General features: G+C 58.9%; 18 protein-coding genes. 7 read left to right on the top strand and 11 right to left on the bottom strand.

What is annotated here, in order from left to right:
* Window positions 1–72 precede the first annotated feature (72 nt).
* Both ACVMDN_RS12485 and ACVMDN_RS12480 read left to right on the top strand, forming a co-directional pair.
* Complete coding sequence (locus tag ACVMDN_RS12485) at window positions 73–1,503, top strand: DUF1254 domain-containing protein (RefSeq protein WP_141340142.1); 1,431 nt, start codon at window positions 73–75, stop codon at window positions 1,501–1,503.
* Between the two features lie 198 nt (window positions 1,504–1,701).
* Window positions 1,702–2,139 carry a DUF2721 domain-containing protein gene (locus tag ACVMDN_RS12480; protein ID WP_076826362.1) on the top strand — a complete coding sequence of 146 codons (438 nt, stop codon included), beginning with the start codon at window positions 1,702–1,704 and terminating at the stop codon, window positions 2,137–2,139.
* Window positions 2,140–2,335: 196 nt separating this feature from the next.
* Here the strand turns inward: ACVMDN_RS12480 and ACVMDN_RS12475 are convergent, their stop codons facing one another.
* From ACVMDN_RS12475 to ACVMDN_RS12455, 5 genes are all read right to left on the bottom strand, one after another.
* Window positions 2,336–2,989 carry a hypothetical protein gene (locus ACVMDN_RS12475; RefSeq protein WP_375162619.1) on the bottom strand — a complete coding sequence of 218 codons (654 nt, stop codon included), beginning with the start codon at window positions 2,987–2,989 and terminating at the stop codon, window positions 2,336–2,338.
* 88 nt (window positions 2,990–3,077) lie between these two features.
* The gene (locus tag ACVMDN_RS12470; protein WP_076826360.1) at window positions 3,078–3,824 is read right to left on the bottom strand and encodes an outer membrane protein; all 747 of its coding nucleotides are present in this window, start codon (window positions 3,822–3,824) and stop codon (window positions 3,078–3,080) included.
* Window positions 3,825–3,953: 129 nt separating this feature from the next.
* A complete protein-coding gene (locus tag ACVMDN_RS12465; RefSeq protein WP_456835186.1) occupies window positions 3,954–4,820 on the bottom strand; it encodes a helix-turn-helix domain-containing protein in 867 nt (288 codons plus the stop codon).
* Window positions 4,821–5,031: 211 nt separating this feature from the next.
* Window positions 5,032–5,385 (bottom strand): HdeA/HdeB family chaperone, encoded by a 354-nt coding sequence (locus ACVMDN_RS12460; protein WP_076826357.1) that lies wholly within the window; start codon window positions 5,383–5,385, stop codon window positions 5,032–5,034.
* Between the two features lie 199 nt (window positions 5,386–5,584).
* Complete coding sequence (locus ACVMDN_RS12455) at window positions 5,585–6,304, bottom strand: outer membrane protein (protein WP_057017172.1); 720 nt, start codon at window positions 6,302–6,304, stop codon at window positions 5,585–5,587.
* A 48-nt stretch (window positions 6,305–6,352) separates the two neighbouring features.
* Here ACVMDN_RS12455 and ACVMDN_RS12450 point away from each other — a divergent pair, with 48 nt between their 5' ends.
* Window positions 6,353–6,580 (top strand): hypothetical protein, encoded by a 228-nt coding sequence (locus tag ACVMDN_RS12450; RefSeq protein ID WP_141340145.1) that lies wholly within the window; start codon window positions 6,353–6,355, stop codon window positions 6,578–6,580.
* A 10-nt stretch (window positions 6,581–6,590) separates the two neighbouring features.
* On the opposite strand, the gene ACVMDN_RS12445 is transcribed toward ACVMDN_RS12450, so the two are convergent.
* The 4 genes from ACVMDN_RS12445 to ACVMDN_RS12430 form a co-directional block, all read right to left on the bottom strand.
* Complete coding sequence (locus ACVMDN_RS12445; protein WP_456835187.1) at window positions 6,591–7,532, bottom strand: hypothetical protein; 942 nt, start codon at window positions 7,530–7,532, stop codon at window positions 6,591–6,593.
* A 228-nt stretch (window positions 7,533–7,760) separates the two neighbouring features.
* Window positions 7,761–8,057 carry a hypothetical protein gene (locus tag ACVMDN_RS12440; protein WP_210254771.1) on the bottom strand — a complete coding sequence of 99 codons (297 nt, stop codon included), beginning with the start codon at window positions 8,055–8,057 and terminating at the stop codon, window positions 7,761–7,763.
* 65 nt (window positions 8,058–8,122) lie between these two features.
* Window positions 8,123–8,608: a helix-turn-helix domain-containing protein gene (locus tag ACVMDN_RS12435; protein WP_057017169.1), complete on the bottom strand. Its 486-nt coding sequence runs from the start codon at window positions 8,606–8,608 to the stop codon at window positions 8,123–8,125.
* Window positions 8,609–9,010: 402 nt separating this feature from the next.
* Window positions 9,011–9,421, bottom strand: a complete 411-nt coding sequence (locus tag ACVMDN_RS12430; protein WP_233475606.1) for a helix-turn-helix domain-containing protein — start codon at window positions 9,419–9,421, stop codon at window positions 9,011–9,013.
* A 235-nt stretch (window positions 9,422–9,656) separates the two neighbouring features.
* Between ACVMDN_RS12430 and ACVMDN_RS12425 the strand changes: the two genes are divergently transcribed.
* Genes ACVMDN_RS12425 through ACVMDN_RS12415 form a run of 3 tightly spaced genes read left to right on the top strand, consistent with a single transcriptional unit; the run spans window position 9,657 to window position 10,638 of the window.
* Window positions 9,657–10,151, top strand: coding sequence for a hypothetical protein (locus ACVMDN_RS12425; protein WP_310884828.1), 495 nt, complete (start codon window positions 9,657–9,659; stop codon window positions 10,149–10,151).
* A 2-nt stretch (window positions 10,152–10,153) separates the two neighbouring features.
* A complete protein-coding gene (locus ACVMDN_RS12420; protein WP_310884829.1) occupies window positions 10,154–10,471 on the top strand; it encodes a hypothetical protein in 318 nt (105 codons plus the stop codon).
* 2 nt (window positions 10,472–10,473) lie between these two features.
* Window positions 10,474–10,638 (top strand): helix-turn-helix domain-containing protein, encoded by a 165-nt coding sequence (locus ACVMDN_RS12415; protein WP_310884830.1) that lies wholly within the window; start codon window positions 10,474–10,476, stop codon window positions 10,636–10,638.
* Between the two features lie 107 nt (window positions 10,639–10,745).
* Here the strand turns inward: ACVMDN_RS12415 and ACVMDN_RS12410 are convergent, their stop codons facing one another.
* Window positions 10,746–11,231, bottom strand: coding sequence for a DUF992 domain-containing protein (locus tag ACVMDN_RS12410; protein WP_256527889.1), 486 nt, complete (start codon window positions 11,229–11,231; stop codon window positions 10,746–10,748).
* 426 nt (window positions 11,232–11,657) lie between these two features.
* Here ACVMDN_RS12410 and ACVMDN_RS12405 point away from each other — a divergent pair, with 426 nt between their 5' ends.
* Window positions 11,658–12,041, top strand: a complete 384-nt coding sequence (locus tag ACVMDN_RS12405) for a hypothetical protein (RefSeq protein ID WP_310884831.1) — start codon at window positions 11,658–11,660, stop codon at window positions 12,039–12,041.
* Window positions 12,042–12,941: 900 nt separating this feature from the next.
* Here ACVMDN_RS12405 and ACVMDN_RS12400 read toward each other — a convergent pair.
* Window positions 12,942–14,270, bottom strand: coding sequence for an ABC transporter substrate-binding protein (locus ACVMDN_RS12400; RefSeq protein ID WP_310884881.1), 1,329 nt, complete (start codon window positions 14,268–14,270; stop codon window positions 12,942–12,944).
* Between the last annotated feature and the right edge of the window lies 1 nt (window position 14,271).

The raw sequence follows: 14,271 nt of genomic DNA, 5'->3' as shown, positions 1-14,271 counted from the left end.
CGCGGCACGAGATGGAGCGCCGCAACGCTGCCAAAAAGCCGCCTTGAACGAAACCAATCCCAGGAAACAACGATGGACATCACCCGCCGTTTTGCGCTGAAGACCGGACTTGCCGCCGCTTCCACTGCACTGACCCCGTCGATCCTCCGAGCGCACGAAGGCCCAGTATTTGATATCGTTGAAGGGGCGGAAGATTTTTGGCTCGCCACCGACGCCTATGTGTTCGGTTATCCACTTGTCACAATCGAGATGACCCGCCGGGTCTTCACCAACGTCGTCAAAGCGGAGGGCACGCGTGCCCCCATGGGTCAAATCATCAAGCTGCGTCAGTATCCGGATGCCTCGTTTCGCGATGTGACAGCACCGAACGCCGATACGCTCTACACCACTGCATTTTTCGACGTCGGCAAGGAGCCATGGGTGTTGAGCGTTCCCGACATGAAGGACCGGTATTTCCTGCTGCCGATGCTCGACGGCTGGACCAATGTGTTCGCCGTGCCCGGAAAACGCACAACCGGCACCGGGGCGCAGACCTATGCAATCACGGGTCCCGGCTGGAGCGGCACGCTTCCGTCCGGCGTCAAGGAATTGAAGGCCCCAACCAACATAGTCTGGTTGCTCGGCCGGATCTACTGCACGGGCACTCCGGAAGACTACGCAGCCGTCCACGCCTTGCAGGACCAGTTCAAGCTGGTGCCGCTGAGTTCCTACGGAAAGGACTACACGCCGCCCTCGGGCAAGGTCGATCCGTCCATCGACATGAAGACGGCCGTGCGCGAACAGGTCAACCGCATGGATGCGGCTGAATACTTCAGCCTGCTCGCCCAGCTGATGAAAGTGAACCCTCCCTCTTCTGCTGACACGCCCGAACTCGCGCGGTTCGCCAAGATCGGTCTTGTCCCGGGCCAGGACTTCGATGCCAGCAAGCTGGACGCGGATTTCGTCAAGCGCATTCCCCGCGCCGCTTTCGATCGCATCATGCTCCAGCTCAAAGTCAACGACGCCATCAAGAAGGTCAACGGATGGATCTACGACACCAAGACCGGCGTCTACGGGACCGACTATCTCAACCGTGCGCTGGTCACCGCGATCGGGCTCGGCGCGAACCGCAACAGAGACGCGGTTTATCCGCTTTCGCTAAAGGATGCGGACGGTAGCGACTATCACGGCTCGAACAAATACGTCATGCGTTTTCCAAAGGGCCAATTGCCGCCGGTGAGCGGCTTCTGGTCCGTTACCATGTACGATGCCAACTACTTTTTCGTCTCCAACCCGATCAATCGGTACTCGATCAGCCCGCGACAGAACCTCAAGGTCAATCCGGACGGCTCAACGGACCTGTACATCCAGAATCAATCCCCGGGGGCCGACAAGGAGTCGAACTGGTTGCCTGCACCGACCGGCAAGTTCATCCTGATGCTGCGCATGTATTGGCCGAACGAGGACGACCCGTCGATCCTCGACGGCACTTGGTCGATCCCGGCGGCCAAAAAAGCGACGTAAGTTTAAGCGACGGGCAAGGGGACGCTTCGCGGCGTCCCCTTGCCCGTCACGCTACGCAGCGATTATCTTGAGCAAACGATCTCACATCGTTGTAAAAAGCTCCCCGTGACCAACGATGCGCTAAGCTTTCGTTGCGAGCGCTCGCCCTGACTCCAATGTAGGCGGCGGCGCAGGTACCGGTCGCGGAGAAAAGTAGCCATGCTGATCGACACACCGACCGCCGCGCACCTGTCGCAGGTCATTTCGCAAGTAGCGGCGCCCGCATTTCTCCTTGGCGCAGTTGCGGCCTTCGTGTCGCTTTTGATAGGGCGCATGAATCGCGTCGTCGACAGGCTACAGGCATTGCACGCTACGGCCGACGACGACCGTTCCGGAACGCACCCTGATATCCCACATCTCAGGCGTCGCGCTGTGCTTCTGAACAAGGCAATCGTTCTCGCGACGGTCAGCGCAATCGTCACCTCGCTGCTGGTGATCCTGGCGTTCGTGTGTACCTTCTTTCGATTCCAGCATGAGTACGGCGTTGCACTGCTCTTTGTTGTCGCTCTCAGCTTCTTCACGCTCTCGCTTGTAGATCTGGTGCGCGAGGCCCGCCTTTCACTGCATGACCTCAGTCATCACAAGCCCAATCCGTAGCAAGCGGCCGGCTCAGCCGGGCTCTTTCGCGTTGTAGCGCCAAGACTCGAAATCGGCTCGTTTCTGGACGGGCCGGCGCTTCCTCGAGTCGAGAGAATCATCGTCCAGTGCCGGCTGGACGCAAATGGTACACAAGGCGCATCAGCCAGAGGCTGGCCTGGCGCAAGGACGCCAGGCCAAACTCCGCGCGGTCCCGCTAGTAGCACGGGGGATAGGGATAGTATCCGCAAACCGGCGGCCGATAGTAATACGGGTACGCGTAGGCAGCCGCAGCGCCAGCCGCCGCAGCGGCTCCGGCATAATACGCACCTCGATAGGCCGTGCGTCGCGCAACGCCCGCGAATGAAAGCGGCGTAAACGGAAGGCCGATGATGTCGATGAAGACAGAGGCAGGACCGTCGGCGCCCTTGATGTCACCTTCGAGAATATCGACATCGAAGGCAAGGTTATCACCTTCGAGCTTGGGATTCTTCAGTGTGACAACGACATCGCGCACGGTGCTGCCGTCCTTCTGGAATACGGACACTGTGGCGTTGGGCGGATTCTTTGCAAAATTGTCGCTGCCGGTTCCCCAGTCTTCGACGATATGGCTGGTCAGATCGTGACCGGCCGAGCGAACCGGCCGATCCGCAAATATGATCGCATTTGGCGCGACGCCAGTGAGGACCAGCTTGCCGGGCTGCACGTTCGCGCCCCTGGAGTTGAAGACGATCAGTGATGGAACGACCTGGGGTTTGTTGGCCCCGATCGTCTTCAGCGGCGCATGGGACGCCGTGTCTTGCGCCAAGACCATGTTTGTGGCCGCCAAAGCACCGAGAAAAGCAATCGCACGCATCGTATTCGACAGCATGATCAACTCCGGAATAGTGGATTACCTGGACCCAGGCATGATGAAACAAGAATGGAGGCCGGCCGAATTGGACGACCTCCTTTCTTCACTAGTAACCGAACTTATAGTTGAGGCGGAGCGCCAGCAGACTCGCGTCCGTCTTGGTGTTGGCGGTGATCGACGTGATGCGCCCGAGTGACGGCGTCAGGAACGTGTTGCTCTCGTTTACCCGCCACAGATAGTCGTACTCGATGCCGGCCGTCCAATTCGGAGAGAAGCCGTACTCGAAGCCGACACCCACGACGCCACCCCAGCGGGTCCGGTTCGCGAAGGCGAGGCCCGTGCCGCTCACATTGTCGATGATGGCAAAGTCCTGGCTGCCAACTGCGCCGCCGCCCTTGACGTAGAACAAGGCCTCGTTGGCCGCGTAGCCCAGTTGAGCCGTGAAGAGGCCCAGGCCGGCGAGGGTCGACTTGTAAGTACGTGTCGGGTCCTGCGCACTGATGCGCGTGTTGCGGATGTTGGCCCAGTCGCCCTGCGCTTCCAGACCGTACACCAATTGTCCGGCCTGCCAACGATAGCCAAGCTGGCCACCGATGATGCCGCCGCCCTTGCTATTGCAGCCTTCCGCGAAGACGCCGCCAATTCCATTGATTGCGGTGATATCGATGCACTGGTTGCTCCAGCCATATCCACCGTTGATACCGAGATAGAAGCCGGACCAGTTGTACATCATGGGCGCGGCGATCGGCGCCGCCTTGTACGCCGGCCGCTGCGGAAGATCGGCGGCCTTTGCAATACCCGTGAACGCAACGGACATCACCGCCGCTGCGGTAAGTAAACTGATTTTCTTCATCGCCTGCAAGCCTCATTGAACGTGGAAAACACATGAGCCACTTGCCATCGACCTTGTCTCAGTCGGTATGCAGAAACTGTCACCGCCGACCAATTCTTAGCGGTGTTGCACCAAAACCCCACTTCGAGGTCACGGCACGTTGCCAGACCTCAATGCGCGAGACCGGCGATATGTCTCGGATGGCAACTCGCCGAACAGCGACCGGTAGTGGCCGGCAAATCTGCCGAACTCGGTGACGCCGTGTGCCGACAGGATATCGACGACTCCGACCGATGCACCGTTGTCGCGACTGATCTCGTGATAAACCAGGTTTAGCTGCCGAAGCCTCAGATAGAGCTTTGGCGAGAAGCCGAGATAGCGCTCGAAAGCACGCAGCAAGGTGCGGTATTCCACCTTGGTCGCTTTCACGATGTCCTTGATATGGACGATGCTTTCCGACCTGGTCCCAACGAACTCAAGCGCCTCCAGAACGATTCGCTCGTACGAGAGGGTGTACTTGTTGGGCAGGAAGCTTTGGCTCAGGCGATTATCCCGGATGCAAGCCAGCTGATCCATCAGGGCGTCCTCTGCCTCCCGCGCCATCATAGGCCGGTCAGCGAAGGCAGAATCGGAGAAGGAACGCAGAGCCTGCCTCGACACCTCGATCAGCTTCGATTTGATCGGCTCTGGCAACCGGACGAGATGCTTGGCGGTCTTCGGCGAAGCCTGAGTTGTGGCCGCAGGGAGCATGTTCCTCGCGATGCTCTCCTCATTGGGCAGCGACAACGCCACCCATTCGACATGACCGGAACGGACAAAGGTGAAGTGACAGTTCGGAGGGAAAATGACCAGGTCAGAGGCCTGGCATGGCACACCATCGAGCACGACGCGATCGTCGAAGTTGGAGGACTGGACGATCAACGTCGTAAAATTCGGGTCGGTGACGCCATGCGCAATCCCGGGGCCGCCGTCGGTGCCAAACTGAAGGATCGTGCGATTCAATGCGAGAGACTTCACGCCCCAATCGTGAGAGGACGGAGCGGATTTCAGAAATGTCACCCTCGCGCCTCTAACGGCGTCGGTGTATTGCCCGAAATCATTCAATTCAAAATATCCCGCCCGTCTGAGCGGCAATTCAAGAGAAAAATAGAACAGGCGATGCCGCTCTTAGTAACACTGCGCACAGCGGATCGGTCGGCAACGTGCGACCGATCCGCCCTCTGACAATCTACTTCATCTGGATTCCCATCATCTCCCGCTCCGCCTTGAACACGACGGCAATAGCGTCGATGATGAGCTTTTCGGGATGTGCCTTGCAGTAGACGATGACTTCGTGCTCCACGAGCTTGCCCTTGCGCAGGTCGAGGAAATGCTTCTTGGCAAGGCCGTTGTACCAGCCGCTGTACCAGGCCGTCAGCGCATCGGCGTCCTCCTGGTAGGTCCCGGCGAGTTGCGCGCAGGTCAGCTTCTGAACATCGATGAATCCATTCGCGTCGACATAGGCCGACAGCGGGGTCTGGGCCCTGGCAGACACCATTGTGGCAACCAGCAGAGCTACGGAAAGCAGCAGTCTCGAACGCATTGGGGATCCCATTGTGATGAATCGGATGTAGAAAGATCTCAGACGACTTTCAGAGGCCGGGCGCCTTCGCGCGCGACTGGCATCCGAGCTGAAAAGCATCGGCTCGGATGCACGATCAGGATCAAGACAGTCCTATCGGACGTTCGAGGCGGCGCATCGTCCGTCGAACGGGACCGAATATGTGATCGATGTCCCTTGTTCAGAACCGGTAGTTGATGCCGCCACGCACGACATTCAATTCATCCGTGCTGACTCCGGTGCCGACGACTTTCGTGTAGAGATACTCGGCCTTCACGGACCAGTTCGGTGTAAAGCCGTATTCCACGCCGAAACCCGCGGAGATGCCCGGACGCCAGGACGAGGCTGAGCAATCCGGCAAGACGCCAACCGTGCCGCAGGGCACGCCGGCGATGGTTGATGCGCTGGCGGTCGACTTGACGAAGGCTCCGCCGCCGGTGGCGTAGATCAGGACGTTGTTCATGGCGATACCGACCCGGGCCCTCACCGTCGCCAGCGCGCTGATGTTTGACGAGGTGTTCAGCGTGACGCCCTGTCCGATGCCGAGAATGCTCGGCGTTACGACGGAGGACCCGCTGATGTTGGCCCAGTCGATGTCACCTTCCAGGCCGAGCACGACGTATCCCTGCTGAATCTGCCCACCAAACGTGCCGCCGATCATGCCGCCACTGATGTCAAAACCGGCTCGATCGAACCTGTTGGCGAACAGCACCATCGGGTCCTGGTTGCCCCAGCCGTACCCGGCGTTGCCGCCGACATAGAATCCCGTCCAGTTGTAGACGGCGGCAACCGGAGCCTGCGCCTTGTAGGCGGGCGCCGCCGGCAAATCCGCCGCGGCCGCATAACCACCCATCATCAGCGAGGCCGCGATCGCAACCCCAAACTTTCCAATCTTATTCATTGCCGCACCTGATTGATTGAAGAAATCGTGTAGCGGTGATCGCATCGAATGCGCGCAACCCACTATGCAGAATCTGACGCGCGCGTTCTGTTTTCCCGACTGTGGCCAAGTTGCCGCAGCGAAAGCATCGGCGCGCAGTCGGTGTTGAGCGCCAATGGTCTCTCGGTGTCAGGCGAGCAGGCTGACGAATATGCAAATTCTGACAATCCGGTGGTGTCGAGCGATGACCGGGCGCTCCTGGCCTGGTTCAACCTTGCCGAAACTCCGTCATGCTGACCCGGAAGCCCTAGTTGCGTGCGAAATAGAGCGGCGTCCTGAGCGTGATCTGGTAAGCAGGCTTTGGTACCCACATGATCTGCGCGGTCACGCCAAACAGTCGGTTGTCATTGTCGTCCATCCGGTCAAGGTCCAGTCGCACGATCGGCTGGGTAAAGGAGGAGACCGACGCGCGGCCCAAGAGCTCGGCGCCGCCGAAAACCTGCACGCCCGCGCGGCTCGTAAGCTTCCAATTGTTCGGCCATTGGTAGTAACCGCCGACATAGCCCATGATATCGGAATGGATGGTCGCGAGTTGACTGCCGATGACAACCCGTGTGTCCTGCACACCCGCGAGCAACCCACGAGTCTCGTCCTGGTCGAACGCATAGTCGAACTCGAAAACATTTGCAAAACTCGTGGTAGCAAACGGTCCATTCGGAATCGCCTGGGTAATGGTCGATTGCCAACTCAGGGTCGGAATCGAGCCGCCGTTCTGATTGTAGAGATCGGCCTGAAATCCAAGATTCCAGCTCGTAAGCGCCACGGACGACCAGCCGGTCATCGGAGTGCTGGTCGAGCTGGCTGATACGCCGGCATAGAGCGAGACATTATCGTTCACGTCGATCGTCATGGGAAGATCGACCACGACGCTCTGGGCGCCCGGCATCGCCGCACCGCCCGCAATCGCAGCCAGGCTGCCGGCGTTCGAGATGGCAGCGGATTGCAACGCCGCGAGCAAGGACGAATTGCCGAAGCCGACCGCCAGCGCACCGGCGGGCACCCTCGCGTAGGTGGTTCTCATGTCCAGGTAGACGTTCGGCACGCTCGACACCCCGTTCGCAGAATCATCGTCTTCATCTCCAGCACGGGCAATTCCGCTGGAGAGGCAAATCAAGACGGCCAGCACCAATCCCGGGAAACCAACGCAATTGCGCGCGTTCAGCGCTCCAACCCTCCCCGTAACCTGCAAAACACTCTCCTCGAACGGGGTCCTTATCGGCGATGTCTGACAGCAGTGATGCGGCCAAGCTGATCGATCGAGGGAGCGACAGGCACTATCTCGGTCATCGCCCACTATGCGCCATCCGGTGAACCCGGCACATTCCGGGAAAAGATCGTTGAAACGATATCGGCAATTCGTCGGAACGGTCTATGCAAATTCTGCCAATGCACGGGCGCACCGTATCGCGGCAGGCTCCTACGGCAGATCCGGCTCCTTGGTGTCCTCGAATAAGGCCGGTTCGCCCAACGGCGGTTCGGACGTTTCCGCAAGCCAATGGTGAATGACCGCCGAAGGTATCGCCCGTCGCGGTGTGCAGGGGTTGATGGTGCCCGCGGTCACGATGTATCCTTGCTCGAACTTCTGGCGGGCAAACCTCTGGGCGTCGAGTTCTGTCGGAAAGCTCTCACTCTGTCTCGGCTGTCGTTGCGTGGATGTCTTGCGCATCCTTTTCGGCACCTCGAACGAAACATACCAGGCCTTCGTCAGGTCCATCGACACGGCGCCCTTCCGGTTGGTTTTCCCTGCGGGCTCGCCTCGTCTCGGCTAGCCCGCTGCAGCTATACGCTTTCGACATCACGATCCTGAGTCGCGTCCATCACGCCCGCGCTGAAAGCCCTCGACAAAGGATTCTGGTAATCGATCCTGGCGTTGCGCAGTCCAGCTCTGCCACCGTGCGACATATCGCTGTCCCGGCCCGCCGCTCGAAGCGTCTGCGAAGGGCTCTCGCCGAACAGCTTGCGATACTCAACCGAAAACCGTCCAAGCTCGAAAAAGCCGAAGCAGATCGCAATTTCCGTCACCTTTGCTGTCTCGCCGTCCACCGCGAGAAGTGCCTGCCTCGCCTGATTCAGTCGGAGCACACGAATTCGACGGCACGGCGACTGGCCGTAAACGCTCCTGAACGCTTTTCGTAGAGTACGCTGGCTCACTGAGAGCCGGTGGCATATCGCGGGGATGCGAGGCATTTCTTCAACGTTCCCCGCAGCGATGGCCTCGGCCCGCGCGACAAGAACGCGATATCGATCGCTGGCACCGCCAATCATTGGTCGGTGCCTTTCGATTGCATCCAAAAAGCCGATGAAGTGAGGAAGCTACCCCGAATATGGGCACGCAACCCGTTTGCATGGCCCCCTGACTGACCGCTTCGCGCGGATGTGCAGATCAGATCGGCAATGGCAATAGGAGCGGCGCAGTACATAATAATTGACCTCAACGTCTGGCTTTACATCTGCATCTCGCGTCTTTCAGCGCGAAGCGTCTTGCCATTTCGCGCCAATCATTGATGCATGGTCTTCCGGGCCGCCTTGCCGCCGAAAAAACACAGCTCGAATACTGGTAATATGCTAGCGCGACGCTCGTTCGCGGGGCGATGCGGGGCCGCTACCTGCGTCGCGGCCTTGCGTTTTCGCGCCTTCCGCGTCCACTCAGTGCAAGCCGCCCATGCGCTAACTTTTGCTGGCGCGGGCCTTGCCATTCCCTTTGGCGGCCTGCTGCTGCCGATATGCAATCGGCGGCATTTTCATCAAACGCGCAAAGCTTCGGCTGAAACTGCTCGCTCCGGTGTAGCCAAGACGTAAGGCGATGTCCGAAATGCGCTCGTTGGATTCCGCAAGGAGGCGGCAGGCCGTATCGAGGCGGACTTCGGTGACCAATTCGCTGTAACTTGTCCCCATACCAGCGAGGTGTCGCTGCAATGAGCGCACGCTCACGCCCAGTTGGCGCGCAGTGCACTGCACAGATGCGTCATCCTGACGCAGCAGCACCGAAATCGCCGCGCGGACAGAGTGTCGGGATGGCGAAGAGACGGGTTTCATGTGCACGTCATGAAAGATTGCAAGCGTGATCTCCTTACTCAAACCGCTGCTTACGATCTTCTTATAATGTGATCGAATTGGTAGGCCCGTCTGGCCATGAGCCGCCTAAATTGCAATTCTGGAATTAAGATCAATTGCACACGTCCCAGCCTCGCATGCACCGCTGCGACGCGACACCCAATGCACCCGGCGAGCAAATTTCGAGATCGCGCCTCATAGTGCCGCGACGACAAAGTACGACCGTTAAAATGAACGCCGCAGGCAGGAGACGAGCAACATGAGCGGAATTCCCCTAACCCGCTGCCAATTCGTGATTCCGTTTGCAGACATTCATAACGAGCTGGGAGCTCCCACTGCGACGCTCCTGTCGAAATTTAGTCTCCCGACAGCGCTGCAAGAAAAAGCCGATCATTATGTTCCGATATTGCCTGCCATATTGTTTGCACAAGCCGCGCAGAGATCGCAGGGCATCACGGATATTGGCTTTCCCGCTTCGCGGCGGCTGCAGTTCTGCCACCGGAGCGATAAGCTGCGAACCATCATCAGCTACTCTCCGACGCTGTACGTCGCCCTGCAGCAAGTGTGCAAATGGGCATCGCTCGAAGACACGAACCTGTACATGTGGCTGGAGCGCCGCGATGATCGTGTAAGAATTTTCAGCAAGCTGGGCGGGACTGCCGGCATGCTCCATCTTGAACACTCACAATGGCTGCAGAACGTCTTTGTCGTCCATATCGTTCGACAGTTAGCCGGATCAAGTGGACTCCCTTAACGATGGCCTTCGAGGCAAATTATGCGCCAGGCTCGGAGGCTCAGGCATTCTGGCCGAATACGCGCTTTCTGTCTTGCCAGGAAGCCTCCTGGATTGATGTGCCCGTGGCGCATCTCGACCTACCCAGCCTGACACGCGATACGGCGCTGAATTTCTCCGAGGACGAGCCCCAGCCGTTCGGCGACGAGCTTGTCCGTGCACTGATGTTGCCTTCTTACCTGGATGAGGGAATCCCGGCGGTCGCGAAAATCGCCGAGATGGCCGGCGCAAGCGTCAGGAGTTTTCAACGCAAACTCTCGAACGCTGGCCTGACATATTAAGCTTGCTCGAATTGATCCGTTTTGAGAATACCGCCAAGCTGCTATGTGAGACGGACGCCAAGATCATCGAAATCGCGTTTTCTTCCGGCTATGCCGATCCGACGCATTTTCCGCGTGCATTTCGCCGTATTTCAGGCGCTGCGCCACGCGAATTTCGGGAGAAATGAAGACCGCCGTAGGCGCAGGCGCAAGCTCGCTATGAAAAGTGCCTCACGCGTGCTCGTCAATGTCGAGCAATTCGGGTCTGCACGAGCGGCGGTCGGACGGCGGCGCGTCAATAGATCGGACGCAGTTGGAGCCCGGAAAGGCCGAGGGTCACATTGACGGCTACCGAGCCCTCTACCGAAACGGGCTGCAACGCAAATGACCGCCCCGAGCCACCGACAAGAACGTTGACGCCGGCGCCTAAACCGAGGCCGATGTCGCCTGACGCCCCGACATATTCGCCGGCGAGGGCACCGGGCGGAGGGCCTGCCGTCGGGGCAAGGACCGCCCAGGCGAGTGCGCCGCCGGCTGAAACGCCGATATCGATTCCGACGGTATTGAGGGCGCCTTCATAGAGTTGAGTCGGCAATGGCGGGTTCTGTGTAAAGCGACATGACATCGATTGATGGCCAAATATGACAAACCCGACGCTAGGGTCGAGCTTGCAAGCCAGCATGCCGATCTGGGTCCACGATGCCTGTTGGGCGCCTGCGGAGGACACAGAGCCGGACCATGCGCAGAGAACGCAGAGGACGGCCAGAATTGGTGCACGCATTCGCTTCCCGATCATCTCGCAAAGACTAGTTAATCGCCGGCCGGCGCTTGGTCCTGACCGCGTTCTGTTTTCGTAGAGGAGCATGTGAGAGCCGACGAGGCTATGCAAAATCGGACAGCCGAACCCGTCGTCAGGCCTTTCTGTCGCGTTGATCCGACGCGGTTTGCGACATCAGAAGCTTGGACCTCAGTTACTTTTTGAAGACGGCGTTACTTGCGAAACCGCGCGAAAGCTATCTGCAAGAACATCCCAACACCTGACGCATGTCGGGCCGTCAGCTCAATGCGCGCCGGGCCATGCTGAAAACGTCGTAACTGGACCGCCCTCCATTTCTGCCGATTTTGCACAGGCGGCCAGTTTTGCGCTGTCTAGGGTCCGCACCGACCAACCTGCCGGACGCTTCCGGCCGATCGTAAGGAGAACGAGATGCGTAACAAGAAGGCCTGCAGATTTGCATGGCATTGCTGGCGGCGACATTGGTGCTCGACACCGGGACCGCGTGCTACGCACGGAGACCTGAAGACGATCGGCACGCCTTCTGCTGCACAAGCCCAAATTGTGCCATCGCTCATCGTTCTCAATTCGCGGGGCGCAACGTTGCAGGGCGATAGCCTTGTCCTCACAGGGATCATGCCGAACTCGATCATATTCGCTGACCGACCTGTGCGCGCCGCGGGCCATCAGCTCACGGCTGATATCATTGCGGAGTGGGGCGCGGGCAAGGACAGCTTTGCCAGCGATCCTCCGCACGCGACCGTTTCGCTTTCAACAGCAAGGACGGCTCCGTCAAGGACGCTGTCGTCGTCCTGAAGAATCCGAAGCTGGACGGGGACAAGCTGATCTTCACCGTTCAGACACTCGAGCGCGATCTCACCGGCGCGGACGGCGCAGCCTCGATCTTCATCGATATCATCGGCCGCCCTTTACACCGCTTTCCTTTGCGGGCGTCACGCGGCGCACGGCATACCGGGGCGCAATGTATGCCGGTGCTGCTGCTATCGGAGCTGCCGCCGTCGGAGCCGCCTACGCCCGGCCCTATTGCGGCTATCATCCCTATCCTCCTTGTTACTGAACAGGTCTCGCGCCGGGCGGCGCCTAGCGGCCGCCCGTGCAAGGACCAGCGATCACTCTGCGTGTCAGCAGCCGCCCCTTTTGGCCTTCACATTGGCACAGTTCGCGGAACCCCGTCGTTGACGCGTCCCTCTTAGCTAGTGTCCCGAATCCAAAGTTCGCATCATTTGCCGCACCTTCGGAGCGAACTTCGGATTCGATAAGGACACTAGCAAACCTATGATTCTAGTGTGCTTTATGAGTGCGAAGTTCGTGAAAGCAGTTGCCGCGAATACCCTGCAGCACAACCGACGACTGATAGGGTTTTGTATGAAAGCTTATCAGTGAAAGATCGCCCATCAGTCAGGAAAGCCAAATTACCTTTCAAATGCCCGTCACTCTTTTCTAGCTTTCAATCAATCACCGCCGAAACAATCGCGTCCGATAGCTCTTTTCGGAAGCTACCGAAGCGGTGTCAAGCGAGAGCCCTAACGGGCTCAAGGAGCGTTGCTCTCCGAAGGCAAAGGTCACTCGTTCGAATCGTGTGCCAGATTCTCTTTATTTCGCAGCGCGATGTGCGTGCCAGACCGAAATTGTGGGGCCGTCTAAGCTTTGCAGGAGTAAGCAATCGTAGCGTTACTCGTGAAGCTTGGGCCTAGTCTAGATCGTGGCCAAATAAAGGCTCGGATCGAAATATTCGGTCGCGGGTCTTGCGCCGGCGACCGCGGCCTCGGCAAGGAAGAAATCACTCACCTGTTGCAGCCATTTTGTGACCGTGCCGTCAGCATAGAGCCGCTTCCACTCCCGCGAGGAAAACATCCGCTGCGCCTTCAGTGCTTCGGTGATGTCGACCATCGTCGCATTCGGATAGTGATTCTTCTGCAGCGCTTCACCTGCTGCCTTAGCGTTGCGGACCATGTAGTCATTGGCATCGGCCCAACCGCGGATGACGCGCGCGAATACATCCTTGTTCGCATCATAATAGTCCTGTCGCGCGACCCAGCCGCCGACTACAGCGGACTGTGGATAGAAGGCCGACGCGTCCACCAGCTTGATCGCCTGTGGCAGCTTCTCCCGCACTGCAATGTTGAACGGTACCCAGAGTGCGACCGCCGGCACCTCGCCCGCGATGAACGCATCGACCGCCGCGGACATGCTGCTATTCAATATCTCGACGTCGGCAGAACCGAGACTGTTGGCTCTCAATGCTCTGTCGAGAAAGATGTGAGCCGTGGTCTTAGTGGTGGTTGCAATGCGCTTGCCCCGCAGGTCATCAAATGTCTTCACGCCCTTATCCGGCCGTACCCAGAGCTGAGCGGTCGCGATTTCGACGTCATTGACCAGAAAGGCAGTGTAGCCGCCGAGAGGCAGCAAACTTGAGATCACAGCGCCCGAGGAGAGCACGTCTAGCCGGCCGGCGGCCATTGCTTGAACGACATCAAGACCGGTATTGAACTCAATCAAGTCAAAGTCGATACCCTGCTTGTCGAATGAACCACGATCGATGCCGGTCATGATCTGGCCGTCGACAGCCACGACATGGAGATAACCGAGGCGCAGCTTTGCTCGCTTCTGTGCGATCGCAGGTGCTGCGAAACCTGCGGCACCCAGCGCAATGCCAGCAGCATGGTTCAGAAGTCGACGTCGATCGATCATTTGCGGCCTTGGGCGTGAGCCAACCATTATCTCAATGTCCAGACAGGTCGAGCGGCCGCTGCTGTTACGTGATAGCCCGCAACACTCGACATGGTATTGCGCAACCTCATCGCCGGGGTATTCCGTCAGAAAGTTGGAAATCTCGCGCAAAGCGGCAGCAGGCTGCTCACCCCGGATCGATGCATAAACGGTGTCCCAGCGCTGACAAAATGATACTTCCGACGCCTCGCGCTCACCACGGAGCTCAAAGATGATGACAGCCTCGGCAAAGCCCTTCGGCCTGATCTCATCGACGCGGCGGAACACAAAGCGCGGCTCGGCGCGGAGTTTCACT

The sequence above is a fragment of the Bradyrhizobium sp. USDA 4510 genome (genome assembly GCF_054059095.1).
This window is presented reverse-complemented; position numbering and strand designations above follow the sequence as displayed.

What these genes read in the sequence shown, in the direction of transcription:
- ACVMDN_RS12475 (WP_375162619.1), bottom strand. Translation starts at nt 2,989, where the DNA reads ATGCTGTCGAATACGATGCGTGCGATTGCTTTTCTCGGTGCTTTGGCG.
- ACVMDN_RS12455 (WP_057017172.1), bottom strand. Translation starts at nt 6,304, where the DNA reads ATGAATAAGATTGGAAAGTTTGGGGTTGCGATCGCGGCCTCGCTGATG.
- ACVMDN_RS12480 (WP_076826362.1), top strand. Translation starts at nt 1,702, where the DNA reads ATGCTGATCGACACACCGACCGCCGCGCACCTGTCGCAGGTCATTTCG.
- ACVMDN_RS12460 (WP_076826357.1), bottom strand. Translation starts at nt 5,385, where the DNA reads ATGCGTTCGAGACTGCTGCTTTCCGTAGCTCTGCTGGTTGCCACAATG.
- ACVMDN_RS12485 (WP_141340142.1), top strand. Translation starts at nt 73, where the DNA reads ATGGACATCACCCGCCGTTTTGCGCTGAAGACCGGACTTGCCGCCGCT.
- ACVMDN_RS12405 (WP_310884831.1), top strand. Translation starts at nt 11,658, where the DNA reads ATGCGTAACAAGAAGGCCTGCAGATTTGCATGGCATTGCTGGCGGCGA.
- ACVMDN_RS12425 (WP_310884828.1), top strand. Translation starts at nt 9,657, where the DNA reads ATGAGCGGAATTCCCCTAACCCGCTGCCAATTCGTGATTCCGTTTGCA.
- ACVMDN_RS12450 (WP_141340145.1), top strand. Translation starts at nt 6,353, where the DNA reads ATGCGCGCAACCCACTATGCAGAATCTGACGCGCGCGTTCTGTTTTCC.
- ACVMDN_RS12440 (WP_210254771.1), bottom strand. Translation starts at nt 8,057, where the DNA reads ATGGACCTGACGAAGGCCTGGTATGTTTCGTTCGAGGTGCCGAAAAGG.
- ACVMDN_RS12420 (WP_310884829.1), top strand. Translation starts at nt 10,154, where the DNA reads ATGGCCTTCGAGGCAAATTATGCGCCAGGCTCGGAGGCTCAGGCATTC.
- ACVMDN_RS12410 (WP_256527889.1), bottom strand. Translation starts at nt 11,231, where the DNA reads ATGCGTGCACCAATTCTGGCCGTCCTCTGCGTTCTCTGCGCATGGTCC.
- ACVMDN_RS12470 (WP_076826360.1), bottom strand. Translation starts at nt 3,824, where the DNA reads ATGAAGAAAATCAGTTTACTTACCGCAGCGGCGGTGATGTCCGTTGCG.
- ACVMDN_RS12435 (WP_057017169.1), bottom strand. Translation starts at nt 8,608, where the DNA reads ATGATTGGCGGTGCCAGCGATCGATATCGCGTTCTTGTCGCGCGGGCC.